Source organism: Janthinobacterium sp. 1L-D-8-B-C4 (assembly GCF_057291295.1).
The window spans coordinates 186,002-207,244 of record NZ_JBXAVX010000012.1 but is presented as its reverse complement, the minus strand read 5'-3'; the positions used below and the strand labels follow the sequence as shown (position 1 = coordinate 207,244).

General features: G+C 66.2%; 18 protein-coding genes. 10 read left to right on the top strand and 8 right to left on the bottom strand.

The window, feature by feature from the left end; genetic code table 11:
* The first annotated feature begins 50 nt into the window (after positions 1–50).
* Positions 51–1,274 carry a formate-dependent phosphoribosylglycinamide formyltransferase gene (purT, locus tag AC0Z42_RS20540; protein WP_485470035.1) on the top strand — a complete coding sequence of 408 codons (1,224 nt, stop codon included), beginning with the start codon at positions 51–53 and terminating at the stop codon, positions 1,272–1,274.
* Positions 1,271–2,008 carry a hypothetical protein gene (locus AC0Z42_RS20535; protein WP_485470034.1) on the top strand — a complete coding sequence of 246 codons (738 nt, stop codon included), beginning with the start codon at positions 1,271–1,273 and terminating at the stop codon, positions 2,006–2,008. Before purT ends, AC0Z42_RS20535 begins: the two co-directional genes overlap by 4 nt.
* Here the strand turns inward: AC0Z42_RS20535 and AC0Z42_RS20530 are convergent.
* Genes AC0Z42_RS20530 through AC0Z42_RS20505 form a run of 6 tightly spaced genes read right to left on the bottom strand, consistent with a single transcriptional unit; the run spans position 1,995 to position 6,595 of the window.
* On the bottom strand, positions 1,995–2,645 hold the full coding sequence (locus AC0Z42_RS20530) for an ABC transporter permease (RefSeq protein WP_485470033.1): 651 nt from the start codon (positions 2,643–2,645) through the stop codon (positions 1,995–1,997). The two genes, AC0Z42_RS20535 and AC0Z42_RS20530, sit on opposite strands and share 14 nt — an antisense overlap.
* On the bottom strand, positions 2,642–3,898 hold the full coding sequence (locus AC0Z42_RS20525; RefSeq protein WP_485470032.1) for a glycosyltransferase: 1,257 nt from the start codon (positions 3,896–3,898) through the stop codon (positions 2,642–2,644). The genes AC0Z42_RS20530 and AC0Z42_RS20525 overlap by 4 nt, the downstream gene beginning before the upstream one ends.
* Positions 3,892–4,755: a hydrolase 1, exosortase A system-associated gene (locus AC0Z42_RS20520; protein ID WP_485470031.1), complete on the bottom strand. Its 864-nt coding sequence runs from the start codon at positions 4,753–4,755 to the stop codon at positions 3,892–3,894. The genes AC0Z42_RS20525 and AC0Z42_RS20520 overlap by 7 nt, the downstream gene beginning before the upstream one ends.
* The gene (locus tag AC0Z42_RS20515) at positions 4,745–5,614 is read right to left on the bottom strand and encodes a hydrolase 2, exosortase A system-associated (protein ID WP_485470030.1); all 870 of its coding nucleotides are present in this window, start codon (positions 5,612–5,614) and stop codon (positions 4,745–4,747) included. The genes AC0Z42_RS20520 and AC0Z42_RS20515 overlap by 11 nt, the downstream gene beginning before the upstream one ends.
* On the bottom strand, positions 5,614–5,871 hold the full coding sequence (locus AC0Z42_RS20510; protein ID WP_485470029.1) for an acyl carrier protein: 258 nt from the start codon (positions 5,869–5,871) through the stop codon (positions 5,614–5,616). The genes AC0Z42_RS20515 and AC0Z42_RS20510 overlap by 1 nt, the downstream gene beginning before the upstream one ends.
* Entirely contained in the window at positions 5,858–6,595 is a 738-nt protein-coding gene (locus tag AC0Z42_RS20505) for a GNAT family N-acetyltransferase (protein WP_485470028.1), read from the bottom strand. The genes AC0Z42_RS20510 and AC0Z42_RS20505 overlap by 14 nt, the downstream gene beginning before the upstream one ends.
* Before the next feature lie 188 nt (positions 6,596–6,783).
* Between AC0Z42_RS20505 and AC0Z42_RS20500 the strand changes: the two genes are divergently transcribed.
* The 3 genes from AC0Z42_RS20500 to AC0Z42_RS20490 are packed head-to-tail and all read left to right on the top strand — an operon-like array spanning position 6,784 to position 11,524.
* Positions 6,784–8,409, top strand: a complete 1,626-nt coding sequence (locus AC0Z42_RS20500) for an acyl-CoA ligase (AMP-forming), exosortase A system-associated (protein ID WP_485470027.1) — start codon at positions 6,784–6,786, stop codon at positions 8,407–8,409.
* The gene (locus AC0Z42_RS20495) at positions 8,406–9,644 is read left to right on the top strand and encodes a pyridoxal-dependent decarboxylase, exosortase A system-associated (protein ID WP_485470026.1); all 1,239 of its coding nucleotides are present in this window, start codon (positions 8,406–8,408) and stop codon (positions 9,642–9,644) included. Before AC0Z42_RS20500 ends, AC0Z42_RS20495 begins: the two co-directional genes overlap by 4 nt.
* Positions 9,641–11,524: an asparagine synthetase B family protein gene (locus AC0Z42_RS20490; protein ID WP_485470025.1), complete on the top strand. Its 1,884-nt coding sequence runs from the start codon at positions 9,641–9,643 to the stop codon at positions 11,522–11,524. Before AC0Z42_RS20495 ends, AC0Z42_RS20490 begins: the two co-directional genes overlap by 4 nt.
* Here the strand turns inward: AC0Z42_RS20490 and AC0Z42_RS20485 are convergent.
* Positions 11,442–12,377 carry a polysaccharide deacetylase family protein gene (locus AC0Z42_RS20485; protein WP_485470024.1) on the bottom strand — a complete coding sequence of 312 codons (936 nt, stop codon included), beginning with the start codon at positions 12,375–12,377 and terminating at the stop codon, positions 11,442–11,444. The two genes, AC0Z42_RS20490 and AC0Z42_RS20485, sit on opposite strands and share 83 nt — an antisense overlap.
* Positions 12,374–13,669 carry a putative O-glycosylation ligase, exosortase A system-associated gene (locus tag AC0Z42_RS20480; RefSeq protein WP_485470023.1) on the bottom strand — a complete coding sequence of 432 codons (1,296 nt, stop codon included), beginning with the start codon at positions 13,667–13,669 and terminating at the stop codon, positions 12,374–12,376. The genes AC0Z42_RS20485 and AC0Z42_RS20480 overlap by 4 nt, the downstream gene beginning before the upstream one ends.
* A 153-nt stretch (positions 13,670–13,822) precedes the next feature.
* Here AC0Z42_RS20480 and AC0Z42_RS20475 point away from each other — a divergent pair, with 153 nt between their 5' ends.
* From AC0Z42_RS20475 to AC0Z42_RS20455, 5 genes are read left to right on the top strand one after another with little or no spacing between them, the layout of a single operon-like run.
* Positions 13,823–15,901, top strand: coding sequence for a glycosyltransferase (locus AC0Z42_RS20475; protein ID WP_485470022.1), 2,079 nt, complete (start codon positions 13,823–13,825; stop codon positions 15,899–15,901).
* Positions 15,902–15,916: 15 nt separating this feature from the next.
* Positions 15,917–17,380, top strand: coding sequence for an oligosaccharide flippase family protein (locus tag AC0Z42_RS20470; RefSeq protein ID WP_485470021.1), 1,464 nt, complete (start codon positions 15,917–15,919; stop codon positions 17,378–17,380).
* 9 nt (positions 17,381–17,389) lie between these two features.
* Positions 17,390–18,469: a glycosyltransferase family 4 protein gene (locus tag AC0Z42_RS20465; RefSeq protein ID WP_485470020.1), complete on the top strand. Its 1,080-nt coding sequence runs from the start codon at positions 17,390–17,392 to the stop codon at positions 18,467–18,469.
* The gene (locus AC0Z42_RS20460; RefSeq protein ID WP_485470019.1) at positions 18,459–19,988 is read left to right on the top strand and encodes an MBOAT family O-acyltransferase; all 1,530 of its coding nucleotides are present in this window, start codon (positions 18,459–18,461) and stop codon (positions 19,986–19,988) included. The genes AC0Z42_RS20465 and AC0Z42_RS20460 overlap by 11 nt, the downstream gene beginning before the upstream one ends.
* 2 nt (positions 19,989–19,990) lie before the next feature.
* Positions 19,991–21,202, top strand: a complete 1,212-nt coding sequence (locus tag AC0Z42_RS20455; RefSeq protein ID WP_485470018.1) for a hypothetical protein — start codon at positions 19,991–19,993, stop codon at positions 21,200–21,202.
* Positions 21,203–21,243 lie beyond the last annotated feature (41 nt).

Sequence of the window (21,243 nt, the reverse complement as noted above, 5' to 3'; positions counted from 1 at the left end):
GCATTTGTTATAGTTCCAGCCATCTTTCTCCACCACCCTAGCTACTGCCCATGACGAATGTTCTCAGCACGCCCCGCACTTTCGGTACGCCCCTGTCTTCCACCGCCATCAAGGTCATGCTGCTCGGTTCCGGCGAACTGGGCAAGGAAGTGATCATTGCCTTGCAGCGCCTGGGCGTGGAAGTGATCGCGGTCGACCGTTATCCGAATGCGCCCGGCCATCCGGTAGCGCACCGCTCGCATGTGATCGACATGAGCGACGGCGTGGCGCTGGCGGCGCTGATCGAGCTGGAAAAGCCCGATCTGGTGGTGCCGGAAATCGAGGCGATCGCCACGGATACCCTGGCGGCGCTGGAAGCGGCCGGCCAGATCACCTGCATTCCGACCGCACGCGCGGCCCAGCTGACGATGAACCGCGAAGGCATACGCCGGCTGGCGGCCGAGGACCTTGGCGTGGCCACGTCGCCATACCGCTTCGCCAGCAGCTTGCACGAATTGCAGCTCGCCTGCCAGGAAATCGGCTTTCCGTGCGTGGTCAAACCGGTCATGTCGTCGTCGGGCAAGGGCCAGTCCAAGCTGGATAGTGCGGCGGACGTGGAAGCTGCCTGGGCTTATGCGGCCAGCGGCAGCAGGGTCGATACGGGCCGGGTGATCGTCGAAGGCTTCATCGATTTTGATTACGAGATCACCTTGCTGACGGTACGCGCCATCGGCAGCTCGGGCCAGCTCGAGACGCAGTTTTGCGAGCCGATCGGCCATTTGCAGGTGCAGGGCGACTATGTGGAATCGTGGCAGCCGGCGCGCATGGCGCCGCTGGCGCTGGTGCGCTCGCGCGAGATCGCGCGCAAGGTGACCGATGACCTGGGTGGCCTGGGTCTGTTCGGCGTCGAGCTGTTCGTCAAGGATGACATGGTATGGTTTTCGGAAGTGAGTCCGCGTCCGCACGATACCGGCATGGTGACCATGGCAACCCAGGTGCAAAGCGAATTCGAGCTGCACGCGAAAGCCATCCTGGGCCTGCCCGTCAATGTGGCGCTGCGCTCGCCGGGCGCGTCGGCCGTCATCTATGGCCAGCTCGACGCGAAGGGCATCGCCTTTGAAGGCGTGGCCGACGCCTTGCGCGTGCCGGGAACGGACCTGCGCCTGTTCGGCAAGCCGGAATCGTTTGCGCGCCGCCGCATGGGCGTGGCGCTGGCCTGCGCCGACGAGATTGACACCGCGCGCCAGCGGGCCGTGCTGGCGGCATCGAAAGTTCAACCCGTGGAGAAAAAATGAGCGAAGAAGAGATCCCTTATGTAGCCCCGTCGGAACACGCGGTAGTCGGCAAGGACGCTGGCGCGCAGATGCTGGCCAATGCCTGCGCCGCGCGCGACGCGTTTTATGCCAGCCTGGGCGCCATCGACGGCGATGTGCTGGCGCCGCTGGTCAACCCGTCCTTCATGGGCGGGCCACGCTGGCCGTCACTGCGCCAGGCCTGGCGCGTGATACGCCGGCCTGACTCCATCATCATCGCCAGCGATGGCCTGAGCGATCCGTTCGAAGACGACGACGATATTTTCGAGCCACGCGGCTATCTGGTGGAGGTGTGCGTGGAGGCGCCGCTGTCGAGCTTCGAGGATGGCGATATCGCCGGCTCGTGGCTGTTCGACCTGGTGTATCAATTGAGCCAGAACGTGGCCGATCACGGTTCGATCGATCTGCTGGTCGAGCGCCATGGCAGCGTGTCGATGGCGCTGGACCTGCAAGCGCCACCGGATGGCCTGGAAGACGAGAATGAACAGGTGGGCGTGCTGATCGATACGACCGCGCCGGGCATTCCTGCCGCGTTCGACACACCGTATGGTCCGGTGATGATGCTGACGGCCACAGTGCTGCAGCCGCAGGAACTGCGCTTTATCGGCGAGGCCGAAGACCGTGCGGCAGCGCGCGCGGCGCTGGCCATGGCCTTGGCCGCCTCGCCGACCAGGCGCCTGAGCGTGGCCAGTCGCCCGGCCGTCATTCTGCCGTAGCGGCGGCCCTTGCTTCGGCCGGCGGCTCTTGCCACTGGCCGGCTTTTTTCAGCTGGTTTTTCAGGCCCTGCAAAGGAAAACCCAGGGCATAGGCCTTGGCGGCATGCTCGCGCGCCTGCGCGTAGTCCTTGCGTTTCACCTGCAGCAGGCCCAGGTTGTACTGCAAGGTGGCGTGTTCGGGTTCACGGCGCGCCGCTTCCTGCAGCTGTTCCAGCGCTGCTGCGTCCTGCTTGGTGGCCAGCAGGTAGTTGCCGAACACCATGCGCGCCGTGGTGTCGTGCGGCGCATAGGCGATCGCGCGCTCGAAGTAGCAGCTGACCGTGTAGCGCGCGCCGACCGGCTGCACGCGCTTGTCGCGCAGGCCCAGCTTGGCCATGGCGGCCAGCGCCCGGTGATGGTTGGGGAAGTGCTCGAGCGTGTAGCTGATGTCACTGCCCAGGCTGCCCGTCATGCCTTGCTTGAGGGTTTCCACATTGCGTGAAAAGTGATATTGCTCGACCACTACCAGCCCGGCGCGGTCTTCCGCATTGGTGTAGTCGCCACCGGGCTGGTGTTTCACGTACGGCGGGCAGTTCGACTGCGCGTTGGCGGCGCCGGCCAGGCAGGCGCAGGCGCAAAAAATCAGCACGATTTTCATGATGGACTCCGGTGGGTGACCTGGTCGAGCAGGTCGGCCAGCGCATGGCTGCGCGCCTGCCGCGATTGCAGCGCGATGGCGCCGTGGCTGGCCAGTGGCGCGCGGCCCTGGCGCGCCAGCTCGATGAAACGCAACAGTGCGCGCGCGCAGTCGGCGCTCGACGCCAGCTGGCCGATGGTGTCGATGCCGCACAGGCGCAGCTTGGCTGCACTGTCGCCGGCCAGGTCGGTCAGGGCCAGCACGGGCAGGCGGCAGCGCAGGTATTCATACAGCTTGGCGGGAATCTGGCCATTGCAGTTGGCCGCCTGCAGCAGCAGCAAGCCGTCGGCCGACTGCATTTCGCGCAGCGCTTCCTGGTGTGCCTGTAGCGGCGCCAGGGTAACGAGGTCGGCGATGCCGTATTTGTCCAGCAGGCCGGCCAGCCAGGCGTCATGGCCGGTGGCGCGCAGCAGCAGCTGGAAATTATGCGCGTTCAGGACGCCGCCCTGGCGCAGCCGGGCCAGGGCGACGAACAGCGCCTGGGGATCGCGCTCGGACGGATAGATCACGCCGCTGTGCAGCAGCAGAAAGCGCTTGCGGTGGCGCTGTGGCGTGGCGCCGGCGTCAAACCCGGCCTCGTCGTAGCCATTTTCGATCAGGCAGAAGCGCCCGGCATCGACATGCGCCAGGCGCCGGCGGTGGCTGTCGAGGGCGCCCGGCGTGGTGCAGACGATGGCCGCGCTGCGCGCCGCGATGCGCTGTTCGATCCAAGCATGCAGTCGGTGCAGGCGGGCATTGGCGGGATATGGCGCTTGCGGGTCGCTGTCGTCGATCATCGGGTCGCGCTGGTCGGCGATCCACGGCAGGCCGGTCAGCTTGTGCAAGGTCAGGCCGATCAGGTGGGCGGTGGCGATCGGGTAGGTGGACCAGATCGCGTCGGGCCGGTAGCGCCGTATCATGGCCAGCCCGGCCGGCACGGCGCTCAGCCACCAGGAACTCCAGCGGTCGGGCAGGGCCAGGCAGGCCGGATAGCGCCCGCGCAGCGACAAGTGGCGCGCCGCGTCCAGCGCCGCGCTGCGCCGCACCGTCAGCTGGCCGTCGTCGTGCGCCACAGCGCTGGTATGGACATGGGCGTGCGCGCTGGCGCTCAGCACCAGCGGCTGCCAGCCCGCTTCGGGCAGGTAGCGCGCAAAGCCCTGGGTGCGCAGCACGCCGCTGCCGCCTTGCAGCGGCGGGAAATGGTAGGCGATCATCAGCACGCGGCGCGTCAGCATGAGCTTATCCAGTCAGCGCACAATTGTTCGACCTGCGCGCGTGCGGCGGCGCTGGAAAAAGTATGGTTGGCGCCCGCCACTTCTTCCTGGCGCCAGCTGCGGCTGCTGCCCAGTTCGCGCCAGGCGCGGTCGCGCGCCAGCAGGGTGGTCCATTCGCGCGCGCCCAGGTCGTCGCCGCTCAGGATCAGCAGCACCTTGCCGCGAAAGCAGCCCAGGGCCCGGAACAGCAGGTTGGCCGGCGCCTCCGCCCCTGCTGGCCGGTGCTGGCTGTCGGCAGCGACCTGGCGCAGCGAAGTCAGGCTGTCTTTCATTCGCACGCCGCCGCCGGCCAGCTTGCGCCAGAATGCCGCTTGCAGCAGGCGCGGCAAATAGTAATGGCGCAAGGTGGCGCGCGCCAGGCCCGCCGGGCTGCGTACCCAGGGGTTCAGCAATATCAGGCCATTGATGCGTGGATCGCGCGGCGCGTGGCAGGCGGCCGCCGTGGCGCCGTCGCACAGGCCCCACAGCACTACCTCGCGCAGGGCCGGCACGGCGGCGAAAAACTGCGCCAGCGCGGCGGCGATGTCGGCGTCGACATCGCGGTAGTCGCGCGGTGCACCTTCGCTGTCGCCCATGCCGCGGTAGTCGAAGCGCAGCACGGCCATGCCGCGCGCAGCCAGGAAGCGTGCCAGCAGCACGAACTGGCGGTGGCTGCCGGCACGGTACTGCGGCCCGCCCGTGACGATCAATACGCCGCGCGGCCCCGGCGTTGCCGGCAGGGTCAATATGCCAACCAGGCGCGCGTCGGCATCGCCAGCGCAGCGAAAGCGCAGCGCCAGCTGGCGCACCGGCTCGATGGCAGCCATCTCATTGTTCATGCTGGGGTTCTCCCTGTTGTTCTCCCTGTTCCAGCCAGCCGTGGCAGACGCTGGCGGTGGCGTCCAGCAGTTGCGGGCATGCCAGCAATTCGGCGCTGCTCCAGAAGGGGCCGTCGCCAAAGCCGGCCACCTGCAGCGCCACGCCGTCGCCGCGCCATTGCGTGGCCAGCCTGGTAGCCGCTGCCGGCAGCAAGGTGGCGTCGCCGGCCAGGTATTCCAGCCAGTAAACCGGCACATCTGGGCGCAGCTTGGCAGCCGCCATGGCGTCGATGGCCTGCGCCAGTGCCGGCGCCAGCAGGTAGCCGGCCACTTCGAGCGCGCGCCCGGCCGCCAGTTCGGCACGCGCGTGGCCGGGCGCTTCGGTGTCGCCAGCCAGCATGCGGCCGGCCAGGCGCAGGCGCAGGAAGCGGTCGATGGCGCGCCGGCCGTCCAGTTCCGGCTGCCACAGCAGCAGCCGCTCCAGCGGGACCGGCGCATGCGCGGCCAGTTGCAGCGCCAGCAGGGCGCCCAGCCGCAAGCCCCACAGGGTCAAGGGGCCGTCGACGCGCTGCGCCAGCCAGGCGCAGGCCAGGTGCAGGTCGTTGCGCCAGATGCTCCAGCGCGCGTCGCCGAAGTCGCCGCTGCTGTCGCCACAACCGTACAGGTCGATCTGCAGCACGCTGTAGCCGGCGGCGGCAAAGGCACGCGCCTGCATGGCGGCCACATGGCGGCTTTTGTTGAGCTCTTCGGCAAACGGGTGGATATACAAAATGCCGCCACGCGCCGGCTGGCCAGGCGCGGGCAGGTGCAGCAGGCAGTAGCGCTGGCCGCTTTGCGCCGGCAGGAAGAACGGCAGCAGGCTGGTGGTGGCGTTCAGCATCAGCGCAAATCCGCTTGCGCCAGCTTGGCGTCGACAAACGCCTGCAAGGTGCCGACCGTGGCGAAATGGCGGGCGTGGATATCGTCGTCCTCGATGGTGAAGCCGAAATGGTCTTCCAGCGCGGCGATCACGCCGATCACCGCCATCGAATCGAGCTCCGGCAGGCTGCCCAGCAGCGGCGTATCGTGCGCCAGCGGCTGCGCACCCAGTCCCAGCGCGGCGCGCAGGATGGCGGTGATGGTGTCAAGTGGCGGCATGGCGGCTCCTGGGTAAATGATCAAAGCGGAAACTGGGGAAACTGGCGGGGTGGCGTGACAAATGCAGATACGGCGGCAGGCTGGCGATCATCCATTGCCAGCGGCCGCAGCGCACAAAGGTGGCCGTGCCCAGGGCGACGGCGCCCAGGCGCGCATGGGCCGCCAGCGAGCTGCGGTTGAAACGCGAAATACGGCTGCATGACCAGCGCACGCCCTGCGCATGAAGTACGGTGTTGGCTTCTTCCCACAGGCGGGCGAACACCAGCGCGCCGCGCTGCCCGGGATGCACCCATACGTCCAGGTCCCAGGAAACTTCCGGCGCCAGCACATAGCGCGCGCGCACCTCGTCTTCCTGGCAGGCGCCGCGCAGCATCCACAGCCAGCCGGCCATGGGCTGGCCAGCATCGTTTGCGTTGTCAACCTGCGCCACCAGGCATTGCGCGCCCTGGTCGTAACGCTCCTGCAGTACCGCCAACGGCCGTTCAGGGCCGGGCGGCAGCGCCTCGGCCGCCAGGCAGGGCCTGATGGCGATCGTCTTGCCGCGGCCCCGGCACAGCGAACCGGGCGCCACGGGCTGGGCCACGAACTGATAGCGGTGCAACGCGCAGCGCCCGCCAGGCACGGTCTGCAGCAGGCGCGCGCACGCATGCCAGGCGCTGTCGCGCCAGCCCAGCTGGCGGACGGTGGCGGCGATACGGGGAACGAAGTTCAGGAAGCAGGCCATGGCGGAACACGATAGAGCGGCTGGGCAGCCAACGTTGTCCATTAGAGCGCAGCGGCGCTGATGAGTCTTGCGCCGCCTCAAGATGTGCCACCGGGGCCGATTAGTTGATAAAAATCAAGAACCACGCCGCCGTTTGTCCCAATCATAGGGGGATGCATGAAATGCATCATGCTTGGGAAGGGTAAACGATGGCAACACTGATCCATGATTTCATCTTCGAGACGGCGCGCCTGGCGCCCGCCGCGCCGGCGCTGAGCTACCAGGGCGTGCCGCTGGCCTATGACGCGCTGGCGCAAGGCGTGCGCGACTGCGCCAGCGCGCTGCTGCAGCTGGGTTTGCAGCGTGCCGCGCGGGTGGCCGTGTACCTGGAAAAACGCCAGGAAAACGTGATTGCCATGTTCGGCGCGGCGGCCGCCGGCGGCGTATTCGTGCCTGTCAATCCGCTGTTGAAACCCGAGCAGGTCGCTTATATATTGCACGATTGCGCAGTGACCATGCTGGTCACCTCGCGCGAACGGCTGGCCCGGCTGGCGCCGGTGCTGGCAAGCTGCCCTGGCTTGCGCGCCATTATCGTCACCGGCGAGCGCGGCGCCGATACCGCCCTCGGTGGCGCGCAGATACTGTCCTGGTCGTCGGTGATGGAGCTGGGCGCTGACCTGCCAGCAGCGCCTCAGGCCATGATCGACCAGAATACGATCGATCAGGACATGGCGGCGATTTTATACACCTCGGGCAGCACCGGGCGGCCCAAGGGCGTGGTGCTGTCGCACCGCAATATGGTGGCCGGCGCGGTGAGCGTCTCGTCCTACTTGCACAACACGCCGCAAGACCGCCTGCTGTGCGTGCTGCCGCTCAGCTTTGACTATGGCCTCAGCCAGCTGACCACGGCGTTTGCCAGCGGCGCTTGCGCCGTGCTGATCAATTACCTGCTGCTGCGCGACATTATCGAAGCGGTGGAGCAGGAAGCGATCACCGGCCTGGCGGCAGTGCCGCCGCTGTGGATACAGTTGTCGCAGCTGAGCTGGCCCTTGTCGGCCCCCTTGCGCTATATCACCAATTCGGGCGGCGTGATGCAGCCTGGCACGGTCGACAAGCTGCGCGCGCAGCTGCCGCGCACGCAGATCTTCCTGATGTATGGCCTGACGGAAGCGTTCCGCTCGACCTATCTGCCGCCGGAACAGCTTGAAACACGGCCCGATTCCATCGGCAAGGCGATTCCGAACGCACAGGTGCTGGTGCTGCGGCCCGACGGCAGCGTGTGTGACGACGACGAGCCGGGCGAACTGGTGCACCGTGGCGCGCTGGTGGCGCTCGGCTACTGGAACGATGCGGCGCGTACGGCCGAGCGTTTCAAGCCGCTGCCGCCGCTGGCCGACGGGCTGGTGCTGCCGGAACTGGCGGTCTGGTCGGGCGACACGGTGCGCCGCGACGCCCAGGGATATCTGTATTTTGTCGGCCGCAATGATGAAATGATCAAGACCTCGGGCTACCGGGTCAGCCCGGCCGAGATCGAGGAAGTGGCGTATGCCAGCGCCCTGGTGGCGGAAGCGGCCGCGCTGGGCGTGCCGCATCCCTTGCTGGGCGCGGCCATCGCCCTGCTGGTAACCGCCGCGCCCGGCGTGGAACTGGAGCGCGAGGCGCTGCTGGCCGCTTGCCGGCAACGCCTGCCAGCCTACATGATGCCGCTGTGGGTCGAGATCCGCAGCGAGCCGCTGCCGCGCAATCCCAACGGCAAGATCGACCGGGTGCTGCTGGCGCGCGAGATTGCCGATGTGCTGGCCGCCATCCCCGTCAATGCCGGGGAGCGGCCATGAACGCGCGCGGCCTGCCGGTGCATGCGGCGCTGCAACAACTGGCGGCGCACGATGATGTACTGCAGTTTGGCGGCCTGGCGTTGACCCGGCTGGCCCAGCGCGTGGGGCGTACGCCGTTTTATGCCTACGACCGCGCGCAGATCGCGCGGCGGGTGGCGGCACTGCGCGGCGCGCTGCCACCCGCCGTGCACTTGCACTACGCGATGAAGGCCAATCCGATGCCGGCCGTGGTGCAGTATATGGCCGGGCTGGTCGATGGCATCGACGTCGCTTCGGGTGGCGAACTGGCCACCGCGCTTGACACCACCATGGCGCCCGGGAGCATCAGTTTTGCCGGGCCGGGCAAAAGTGACAGCGAACTGGCGCGGGCGGTGGCGGCGGGCGTGCTGATCAATGTCGAGTCGCGCGCCGAGCTGGAAAAACTGGCGCTGGCCAGCGACCGGCTGGGTGTGGCGGCGCGGGTGGCGGTGCGGGTCAACCCCGATTTTGCGCTGCGCCGCGCCGGCATGCGCATGGGCGGCGGCGCCCAGCCGTTTGGCGTCGATGCGGCGCTGGTGCCGGCCCTGCTGGCGCGCATCGGCCAGCTGCATCTGGATTTTTATGGCTTTCATGTGTTCAGCGGCTCGCAAAACCTGTCGGCCGCAGCGCTGGCCGAAGCGCAAACTGCCAGTGTCGAGCTGGCGCTGCAGCTGGCCCATGACGCGCCGTCCGCCTTGCGCGTGCTCAATATCGGCGGCGGCTTCGGCGTGCCATATTTCGCGGGCGATACGCCGCTGGACCTGGCGCCGCTGGCCGACAATTTGCAGCGGCAACTGGACAAGCTGGCCAGGGCGGCGCCCGGCGCACGGCTGAATATCGAACTGGGCCGCTATCTGGTGGCCGAAGCCGGCATCTATGTGTGCAAGGTGATCGAGCGCAAGCTGTCGCATGAGCAGGTATTTCTCGTCACCGATGGCGGCTTGCACCATCACCTGGCCGCGTCGGGCAATTTCGGCCAGCTGATCCGCAAGAACTATCCGGTAGCGATCGGCAATCGCCTGCACGGTGGCGAGCGCGAAGTGGTATCAGTGGTGGGGCCGTTGTGCACGCCGCTGGACTTGCTGGCCGAACAGATGGAAATGGCGCGCGCGGCCGAGGGCGACCTGGTGGTGGTGTTCCAGTCGGGCGCCTACGGCCTGAGCGCCAGCCCGACTGCTTTTCTCGGCCATCCGCTGCCGGCCGAGGTGCTGGTATGAGCGGCCTGTGCGGTTGGCTGGCGGCCGGCGATGCCGCGTCCATCCTCGCCATGGCGGCGCCCCTGTCGCGCTTTGACCAGGCGCCATTGCAGTGGTGCACGTGTGAGAAAGGCGCGGTGGCCGTCGCCGCTGGCGCGGGCGCAAGCCATGTCCATCAGCAAGACGACTTGCTGATTGCCATCTGGGGCCGGCCCATGCTCGATGCATCCGCGCTGGACGTGGCGCGGCGCCTGGCGCCGATCTGGCTGGCGCGCGGCGCGGCCGCCTGCGCGGCCCTGCAGGGCGAATTTGCGCTGGCCATCGTCGATGGTTTTTCTGGCCAGTTGCTGCTGGCCGTCGACCGCGCCGGCAGCTATCCGCTCAGCTATGCGGACCAGGCGCAGGGCATATTCTTTGCCTCGTCACAGGACGCCATGCTGGCGCATCCGGCCTTGCGCGGCGCGCTTGACCCGCAGGCGCTGTATCACTACCTGTTTTTTCATATGGTGCCGGCGCCGGGCACGGCGTATCTGGGCTGGCAGCGCTTGTTGCCGGGAGAATACCTGCACGTGCGCGCAGGCAAGCAATGCAAGGGCAGTTACTGGTCGCTGGCGTTCCAGGAAAAATCCATCGACACCTTTGCCAGCCGCCAGCAGGCCTTTTTGCGCACCTTGCGCCTGGCGGTGGAAAGCAGCCTGGGCGACGCGGCGGACACCACCGGCGCTTTTCTCAGCGGCGGCACCGACAGTTCCACCATCGCCGCCATCGTCGGCCAGGTCACGGGGGCGGGCGCGCGCACCTATTCGATCGGCTTTGACGCGCCCGGCTACGATGAGATGGCGTATGCGCGCCTGGCCGCCAGCCATGCCGGCTGCGTGCACCATGAATACTACGTGACGGCCGACGACGTGCTGGCCGCAATTCCTTCGATGGCGGCCCTGTTCGACCAGCCGTTCGGCAACGCCTCGGCGATCCCCGCCTACTATTGCGCAAAAATGGCGCGCGAAGACGGCATGACGCGCATGCTGGGCGGCGATGGCGGTGACGAATTGTTTGGCGGCAACGAGCGCTATGCCCACCAGGCCCTGCTGTCCAGCTATGAGCGCCTGCCGGCCATGCTGCGCCAGGGACTGATCGAGCCCTTGTTGTTCCGTCATGGCGTGGCGCGCACCTCACGGCTGGCAGGCAAGGCGCGCAGCTATATCGAACAAGCCTCCACGGCACTGCCGGCCCGGCTGGAACGTTATAACCTGCTGCAGCGCTATGGCCACCACACGGTACTGGAAGAGGGTTTCCTGGACACCATCGACCCCGGCCTGGCGCTCGACAGCCTGAACAGCGCCTGGTGGCGGCGGCCGGAACGCCAGTTGAGCCAGATCAATGCCTTGCTGGCGCTCGACATGCGTTTTACCCTGGCCGACAACGACTTGCCCAAGGTGCGCAAGGCCTGCGAGCTGGCCGGAGTGGAAGCGGCGTTTCCCTTCCTGCACGACGCGATGGTGGCGTTTGCGGCCAGCCTGCCGCCCGGCGACAAGCTCAGGGGCATGCAGCTGCGGCCGTTTTTCAAGCGGGCGCTGGCCGATATCTTGCCGCGGGCTATCTTGCGCAAGAAAAAGCACGGCTTCGGCCTGCCGTTCGGCCTGTGGCTGCAAAGCCACGCGCCGCTGCGCGCGTTTGCCTTCGACAATCTGTCCCGGCTGCGCCAGCGCGGCATCGTGCGGCCAGGCTTTATTGATGATCTTCAAGGCCGCTTGCTGCTGGAGCACCCGGCCTACCATGGCACCATGGTGTGGATATTGATGATGCTGGAGCAATGGCTCAGCGCGCATGCATTGAGCCTTGGCGCCGGTTCTGGCGCAAGCGCCACAGAAACGCCAGGCGTCCTCGATCCCACGGCGTGAAGCGCGGCAGCTGGAACAGGTCCAGCCCGGCGCCCGGCCGCGCCACGCCCCAGTCGGTGGCCAGCGCCGCCTTGAAACCCAGGCTTTTGACGATCTCGACATGGGCCGGCCCGTAATCGCGGCCGGCCTTGCCGTTCGGATAGGCAAACACCGTCACGGGCGTTTGCAGCAGCTGTTCCAGCTGGTGCTTGCCGTTGGCGATATCATTGCGCGCGGCGCGCTCCGACATGGCGGCCAGGATCGGATGGCTGACCGTGTGCGCGCCGATGCCCATGCCGGCCGCGTACAGGTGCCGCAACTGCGCACTGGTCAGCATCGCATGCTCGTGGCGCGGCGTGGCGCCGCCAGCGCGCCGGCGAATCTCGACTGCCAGGCGCTGGCGCTGTTCGAACGGCAGGTATTTCAGGCGCGCCAGCACATCGCCGATGGCGGCGCGGCGCTGGGCCAGGCTGGCCAGCGGCAGGCAGTCCAGCCCCAGGTCGCGCAAGTCCAGGCTGGCGCCTGACGCATGGCGCACGGCGTCGATCACGCGGTCATTCCACATCTGCCCGCCATTGAGGTAGCCGGTGGCAATAAAAAACGTGGCGTGCAAGCCATATTGCAGCAGCAGGGGCAGCGCGTGTTCGGCATTGTCGGCATAGCCATCGTCAAACGTGATGCAGGCCGCGCGCGGCGGCAGGCTGCCGTTCTGCAGGCGCTGCAAGGCCAGCGGCAAAGGCAGCACCGTGTAGAAACGCCTGAGCAGGCGCAACTGGCGTTCGAACAGGGCGCGGTCGACTTCGCCCGGGAACAGCGGGTCGGGCCGGGCCAGCACCCGGTGGTAGATCAGGATCGACAGTTCCGGTCCGCTCATGGCTGGCCTGCCATGCCGGACTCGGCCGGTGCCTTGCGCAGCGGCACTGTGCGCTGCGCTTTCACATGTTGCTCGACCAGCATGCGGGTAGCGATCAGCGCCGCCATCAGATAATACGGCATGTCGAAATACAGCAGGCTGAGGAACGCGCCGCCGACGGCAAAGCCCACCATGCTGGCCTGGCACATGGTCGCCAGGCCCAGCGCCCAGGACAGCTCGGGCTTGCCGCGCGACAGGCGGATGATGGCGGCTGCCGTGCGCCAGGTGGCCCAACCCAGCGCCAGGTAAATCGCCAGTCCGACGAAACCATGTTCACCGAGGGCCTGGAAATAAATGCTGTGCGCCGCGTGCACGTCCTGAGGGTTGGGCGCATAGCGGGCAAAGATGCCCACATCGGACACTTCAAAGCCGCCACCGAGAAAGCGGTCGCGCGCCAGGTTGTATGCCATCTGCCAGGCATTCAGGCGGCCCTGGGCCGAACTGTCTTCCTGGAACGTGTTGATGGTATCCATGCGCTCGGTCCAGCGTTCGGGCATGAAAGCGAGCAGCAATGGTCCCAGCAAACACAACAGTGCCCCCAGCGCCACCTTTTTGCCGCTCTTGATCCACATGAACAGGCACATGGCGGCAATCGCCAGCAGGCCGCCGCGCGAGTACGAACCGAGCGCAGCCAGGGCGCTCAGCACCATTGCCGCGCTCAAGCCACGGCGCACCCAGCGGTTTTCGCTGTTTTGCTGCAGGTAATACATCAACGGTATGGTGATGATCAGCGCCAGGGCCAGCGCATTGTTGTCGCCAATAAAAGTCGCTTCCGGCCCCCACACCCGCTCCGTGCCGCCGCTGCGGATGGTAAAGATGCCGCCCTTGACGCCATAAAAGCCGATCGATACCACCAGCACCCACACCAGCCTGATGATATCGGTGCGCGTGCGTATCAGCATCATCACCACAAAGCTCATCAGCATGATCTTCATGACCTTGTTCCACTGTATCCACGATGGCCCCGGCAGCAGCGCAAACGGGGTCGTCACGTTCATCCACAGCACGAACAGCAGCAGCAATACGCTGACCGGCGTCATCGGCAGGCTCTTGGGCGTGCGCGACAGCAGCATGCTGAACATGGTGGCCACGGCAATCATCATGGCAAACGGCAACTGGGTGGCAAAGCCCCAGCCTTGGGTGTGCGGATTCATCACGCTGACCCAGACCCACATCAGGGCGCCAGTGGCGGGCACCTTGAAAATGAAGGGGAGCGAGCCGAACACGATCAGGGTAATCAGTATGTCGCGCATGGAGAGAAGGTTTCCTGGCTGGCGGTGTCGCCTAGTGTTATCGCATCGCAGGCGCCTGGCATTGATGCCTGTCAACAGCTGGGGAAATTGGCTCAGTACACTGCTGGGTAACCTTGCATGCCCCAAAATGCCCCAAACCCAGGAGACGCGCGCTTGCTGACCGTACTGATGGCGACCTATAACGGCGCCGCCACCTTGCCCGAAGTGCTGCAGGCGTACACGGCGCTGCGCAAGCCTGCGGGCGGCTGGCGCCTGGTGATTGCCGACAATGGCAGCAGCGATGCCACCGCCCTGGTCATTGCCGCCTTCCAGGGACGCTTGCCCCTCTGCACCTTGCAGGTGGCGCGGCGCGGCAAGAATGCCGCCTTGAATGCCGCGCTGGAGATGGTCCTGCGCAAGAGCGGTGACGGCCAGGAACTGCTGGTATTTACTGACGACGACGCGATTCCCCGGGCGGACTGGCTGCAGCGCCTGCAGCAGTGCGCCGCGCGCCAGGCCGGCCATGCCCTGTTTGGCGGCGCCATCGTGCCCGCCTGGCGCGTGCCGCCTGCGCCCTGGCTGCTTGAACAGACGCCAGCAGGGCTGACTTGGGGCCTGACCGAAGCCGGTTTGCCGGACGGCCCGATCTACCCGGGCCTGGTGTGGGGCGCCAATATGGCGGTGCGGCGGCGCATATTTGCCGACGGCCTGCGCTTCGACGACAGCATCGGCCCGAACGGCGCCAGCTATGCCATGGGCGGCGAAGTCAATTTCAATCTGCGCCTGGCGCAAGCGGGCCACCAGGCCTGGTTTTGCCCGCAAGCATGCGTGGCCCATATCATCCGCGCGCAGCAGGTGGCGGTGCCGTGGCTGCTGCGCCGCGCCTGGCTGCATGGACGGGGGCGCTTTCGCCAGCAAACGGCCAGTACCGTGCCGCGCTGGATGCTGGGCCGTTTCCTGCGCGACAGCGTCAAGCTGGTGGCCGCCTGGCTGCGGCGCGACCGGCAACAAATGTTCGTGCGGCGCTGGGAATTGGCCAATATCGCCGGCTATTGCCAGGAAGCGTGGCAAAAAGCGTGGCAAAACAAGGTGCGGCGCCCGGCACGTATCCTGATTACCAGTTATTCGGGCGAGCTGGGCGGCATGGAACTGCGCATGGCGCAGGAAGCGCACCTGCTTGACGGCGCCGGCTATCACAGCCTGCTGGCGCTGCGGCGCTTTCCTGGCCATGCGCGCTGGGCGCAAGGCTTGCGGGCGCAGCAGGTAAGGATCAGCGTCTACCAGCCGCCGCTGTTCATCGAGCACTGGCGCTGGCGCCGCGTCAATCTGCTGCGTGCGCGGCTGACAGGCGCCTGGCGCTTGCGGCGCTACCGGGCCGACCTGGTCCATGTGGCGTTTTGCTGGACCGCTTACGGCGCCTCTATCCTGTGGCAGGCCAGCCGCTGCCGGCTGCCGGCCGTGATCAGCGTGCACAATGCGTTTCCACTCGAACCTTTTACTGCCTGGCAGCGGCCGCTGCTGGCCACGGCCATGCGCTGCGTGAAGGGCGTGTATGCCGTCTCGCCATCGGCCTTGCAGCATTTCCTGGACCTGTACGGCGACATGCTGGCGCCGGGCACGCGCCTGGCGGTGATACCGAATGGCGTCGATACCGAGGTATTTGTCGTCTCGCCGCAGCGGCGCCGGCTGGCGCGCGAGCAGCTGGGCCTGCCGCAGGACGCGCTGGTGCTGGGCTCGGTCGCGCGGCTGTCGCCGCAAAAGCGGCCCGAGGCGCTGCTGGCCCTGTTTTTGCGCCTGCTGCCGCGCTTTCCCCGACTGTACCTGGTGCTGGCCGGCAGCGGGCCGCTGGAAGCGGCGCTGCGGCTGCAGGTGCAGGCAGCCGGTGTCGATGGGCAGGTGATCTTTGCCGGCTACCAGGCCCGCATCGAATTGCTGATGCCGGCCTTCGACCTGCATTTGTTGCTCAGTCGCAACGAAGGCTTTGGCATCGCCACCATCGAAGCGATGGCCTGCGGCGTGCCGGCGGTGGGAACGGATGTGCCCGGCACGCGCGATATCCTGCAAGATTGCGCCGGCGGCCTGCTGCTGCCGCTGGCCGACGAGCTGGCCGCCTGCGAAGGCGTGGCCGGCCTGCTGCAGGACGCGCCCCGGCGCGCGCAAATGGCGCTGGCGGCGCGCCACGAAGCCGAAGAGCGCTATTCGATGCCGCGCCTGGAACGGCAGTTGCGCCAGTTCTATGCCGGCCTGGTCTGACCGGCGGCGCCCGCGATGAGCACCACGCGTCATTCCCTGCTGTTTTCTTTTGCCGAAAAATATACGGTGCTGCTGCTGGGCATCGTTGCCACCATGATGCTGTCGCGCTTGCTGACGCCGGCCGAAGTGGGCGTCTATTCGCTGGGCGCGGTGCTGGTGGCGCTGGCCCAGGTGGTGCGCGATTTTGGCGTCGGGCAATATCTGATCCAGGAAAAACAGCTCGACATGGTGAAGCTGCGCGCCGCGCTGGCCACCAGCCTCCTGGTTGCCTGGCTGCTGGCGCTGCTGGTGCTCGCTGCCAGCGCGCCGCTTGCCAGTTTTTACCAGGAGCCACGGCTGCGGCTGGTATTGCAATTGCTGTCAATCAACTTTGTCCTGATCCCGTTCAGCGCGCTGACCATGCCCATGCTGCGCCGGCAGCTGCGCTTTCGCGCCATTTACGCCATCAATGCGACCAACAGCGTGACCAATCTGCTGGTGGCGGTCGGCTTGGCGCTGCTCGGTTACAGCTACATGAGCCTGGTGTGGGCGGCACTCGCCGGCAGTCTGGCGTCACTGCTGGCGAGCCTGCTGCTGCGGCCGCGCGAACTGCCGTGGTTGCCAGGCCGGCAAGGGATGCGCACGGTGGTGGCGTTTGGTGCGTACTCGACCGGAGGCGGCCTGATCGATGAAGCCGGCGTGGCGGCGCCGGACCTGATTATCGGCAAGCTGATCGATATCGAAAGCCTGGCCCTGTTCGGCAAGGCGCAAAGCGTGCTCAATATGTTCAACCAGATGATTACCAGCGCCATCTCGCCGGTGGTGTTTCCGCTGTTTGCCGCCAACGAGCGCGCCGGCGGGCAGGGCGGGGCGGCGCCGGCTTACCTGCGCACGGTCAGCTATATGACGGCCTTGAGCTGGCCGTTTTTCTTCTTTCTTGCCTGCATGGCTTTGCCCTTGGTCAAATTGCTGTACGGACAGCAATGGATCGCCTGTGTGCCATTGATACGCATCATGTGTCTGTCATCGGCCGTGTATAGCATGTTCAGCATGGCACGCTATTTGTTGGTGGCGACCGGCAAGATGCGCGTGCAGGTCGGCATCGATGCCTGGTCTGGTGTGCTGAAGGTGGCGCTGCTGCTGGCGGCGGCGCCGTTCGGCCTGGTGGCGGTGGCCTGGGCGGTGGTACTGGCCCTGCTGCTGCGCAGCGCGCTCAGTTACCGTTCTCTGCGCGCCGCCTGTGGCCTGGACTGGCGGTTGGTGCTGTGTACGGCAAGGAAAAGCCTGCTGTTATGTGTTGCTGCCGCACCGGCGCCGCTGCTGGCGGCGCTGTGGCTGCCAGACGAGCTGCCGTTGCTGGTCTTGCCGGCCACCGCGCTGGCCAGTTTGCTGTGCTGGATAGCCGGCATTTTTCTGTTGAAACATGAATTGGCTGCCGAGTTTTTGCTGCTGCAGCGCAAGCTGGCAGGCAAGATGCTGGCGGCCCGGACACCGCCCTGAGGGAAAATCATGCGTGTTGGCATCCTGTCTTATCCCATGCTGTTCCAGCGCGACGGCGGCCTGCAGATACAGGTGCGTGAAACCGTTGCCGCCCTGAACCGCCTGACGCCCTGCGCCGGGCAGCCGCTGCAGGTGCGGTTGGTGGACGTCAATCACGACCGGCTGGCCGATTACCAGCTGATCCACGTGTTTTCCGCGATCAACGGCAATTTTCGCATCGTTGAAATGGCCAACGAACTGGGTTTGCCGGTGGTGCTGTCGCCGCTGCTGTCACCGGACTGGAGCCGCGCCACCGCCCGGCGCGCCGAACTGGCGGACCGGCTGGCGGGCCGCCTGACCGACTGGATGGTGCAAACCAGTTACGCCCAGACCAAGCGCGCGTTGCAACTGGCCAGCCTGGTGATTGCCCTGGGGGCAGCCGAGCACGACGCCATCATGCACGGCTTTGGCGTGGTGCCGCAGAAAATCCGCGTGTTTCCGAACGGCGTCAATCCGCATTTCTTCACGGCCAATGGCGACCTGTTCCGGCGCGAGACGGGCATTGCCGGCCCCTTCGTGCTGATGGTGGGCAGCATTTCACCGTACAAGAATCAGCTGGGCCTGGCGCTGGCGCTGGCTGGCAGCGCCTTGCCCGTGGTGCTGATCGGCGCCGCGCCGCGCCACGAATTGCCGTATCTGCAGCAATTGCTGGCCTTGCCACATGTCAGCTGGCTGGGCAGCCTGGAACACGCCGATCCGCTGCTGGCCAGCGCCTACCATGCAGCCGCCGTGGTGGCTTTGCCCAGCCAGGGCGAAGTGCTGCCTTTGTGCGTGCTCGAAGCGCTGGCGGCCGGCACGCCCGTGGTAATGACGGCGCAAAGCGCGCTCGACTTGCCCGATTCCACCTTTGCGCTGCGCAAGGTGCGCTGGGACGACGGTGCGGCCCAGCGCCTGGCGATCGAACAACTGGTGGCCGAGCAACCCGAGCACGCGAGGGTACAGGCGCTGGTCAGCCAGTTCAGCTGGGACCGGGTGGCCGGCCAGATCGCCGACTGCTATGTCAAGCTGCATGGCGCCAGCCAACCCTCAGGGAGCCAGCATGCTGTTTAACTCGTTCAGTTTCTTGTTTTTCTACCTGCCGATCGTGCTGGCCGGCTACTTTTTGCTGGGCCGCCTGGGCCGGCCGCTGCTGCCCGCCGCCTGGCTCGCTTGCGCCTCGCTGTTTTTCTACGGCTACTGGGAGGTGCGCTATGTGCCACTGCTGCTGGCGTCGATTACCGCTAACTACCTGGGCGGACGGCTGATCGGCGCCAGCGCGGGGCCGGCCAGGAAGCGCGCGCTGGTGGTGGCGCTGGCCGCCAATCTGTGCTTGCTGGCCTGGTACAAATACGCCAATTTCTTTGTCGACAGCGTCAATACCCTGGCCACCTCTGCTGGCGCTGATGGCTTGGCGCCGCTCGAGATCATCCTGCCGATCGGCATCTCTTTCTTTACCTTTACCCAGATCGCCTTCCTCGTCGATTGCTACCGGGGCGAAGTGCGCGAATACCGCTTTATCCATTATGTGCTGTTTGTCAGCTATTTTCCGCACCTGATTGCCGGGCCGGTGCTGCATCACCGCGAGATGATGCCGCAATTTGCCGATGCGGCCAACACGCGCCCCCATGCCGGCAATTTTGCCATCGGCCTGTCGATCTTCGTGGTCGGACTGGCCAAGAAGGTGCTGATTGCCGACAACCTGTCGCCGCTGGCCATTCCCGTGTTTGCGGCCGGCGCCCAGCCGACCCTGATCGAGGCGTGGATCGGCGTGCTGGCCTACACCTTCCAGCTGTATTTCGATTTTTCCGGTTACTCGGACATGGCGATCGGCCTGTCGCGGCTGTTCGGCGTCAAGCTGCCGCTCAATTTCAATTCGCCCTACCAAGCCGTCAATATCGCCGAATTCTGGCGCCGCTGGCACATGACCTTGTCGCGGTTCCTGCGCGACTACCTGTATATCGCGCTCGGTGGCAGCCGCCGCGGCCAGGCCATGCGCTACCGCAACCTGATGCTGACCATGCTGCTCGGTGGCTTGTGGCATGGCGCCGGCTGGACCTTTGTCATCTGGGGCGGCCTGCACGGCGTGTACCTGGTGCTGCAGCAAGCCTGGCAGCAACGGTTTGGCGTGGCGGCCAGCCGCTGGTGGCCACCGCTGCTGACGTTTTTCGCCGTGATGCTGGCCTGGATCTTCTTTCGCGCTCCCGACCTGGCCACCGCCTGCGACATCACCGGCGCCCTGTTCGGCGCCAATGGCGTGAGCCTGCCGCGTGGCCTCGAAGCGCTGCTGGTGCCGCTGGCCAACTGGGGCTGGCAGCCGGCTTTCGATGGCATCCGCTGGATAGAACTGGCCGGACCCGGCTTGCCGGTGCTGTTGCTGGCGATGCTGCTGGCCTTCAAGGCGCCCAATACGCAAGAAATATTTGCTCATTACGAGCCTTGTATTGAAAGAATATTTCAAGACGGGCAACTCGGCCTGCGGGCCTGGCAGTGGCGGCCCACGCGCCGCTGGAGCCTGGGTTTTGCGGCGCTGTTTGTTGCCTGCATCTTCGGCATGAACCGCGTCACCGAATTTCTCTACTTTCAATTCTGATCATGGAACCTTCCGACACCCTGTCGTCACGCCGCTATCTGGCGCTGTTCTGCGGCTGCGCGGCCGGCGCGCTGTTGCTCGTTTCCACTGTGAATTACCAGGTCGATCCCTATCTGTTGCACCAGTGGGACAGCCCGTTGCTGCAGCGCCTGCAGCCGACGCGCGAGAAACTCAGCGTCTGGGGCAAGACCTACGCCGTGGCGCGCTACCGGCCGGCGGTCGTGTATATCGGCAATTCGCGCACGGAAATGGGTTTGCCGGCCGGCGTGCGCGCGCTGTTCGACGGCAAGACTGTCTTCAACAGCGCCGTCTCGGGCGCCTCGATTGGCGACGCCATGCTGCTGGCGCGGCATGCGGCGCGGGTCAGCCATGTCGACACCATGGTGTGGGGCATCGACGCACCGTCGTTTTCCATGGAGCAGGGTTCGGCCGGCATCGAGCCTGGCCTGACCGATAGCGGCCCGGGTTTTTTTGCGCGGCGCGCCTTGCTCAACGTCAAGCGCGGCCTGACGGTCGACATGACGCAAGACACCTTGCGCCTGCTACAGGGCAATTTCGGCAGCGTGTGCTTGTCCAGCCTGGCCCTGCACGGCCAGCGCGACCACCGCTGTTTCAGCGACCGCATCAAGGGTTGGGGCGGCACCGCGCCGGCGATGGTGCCGCGCCTGCAGGAATTTGGCGACGGCGCCGGGCCGACCGCAGATGCCTTGCAGGCATTTGACGCCACCGTCGGCAAGCTGTGCCGTGACGGCACGCGCTTGCGCCTGTATATCAATCCTACTCACGCGATGACGATGGACGTGCTGTACTGGCGCGGCAAATGGCCGGCCATGGAACAGTGGCAGCGCGACATTACCGCGCTGACCGAACGCCACCGCGGCCAGGGCTGCGATGTGCGCCTGCATGACTTTTCCGGCTTTAACAGCATCACCAGCGAAGCGATTCCGCAATTTGGCGGCGCGCGCGAAATGCGTTATTACTGGGAAGCATCGCATTACCGCGACAATGTGGGCCGCATGATTTTGTCGCGCCTGTTCGGTGGCGGCGAGCACGATACGGCGCCGCCCGACGACTTCGGCATCGAATTGCGCAGCGCAACCCTGGCGGCACACCAGCACGCCATGCGGGACGCGCGCGACCTTTTTCACCAGGATCATCCACAGGAAACCGCCTTCGTGCGCAAGCTGATCACCATGCCGCGCGTGCGGCAATAGCATGCCGATTTGGCATCGCCGGGCCAGCGTGCGCTATGATG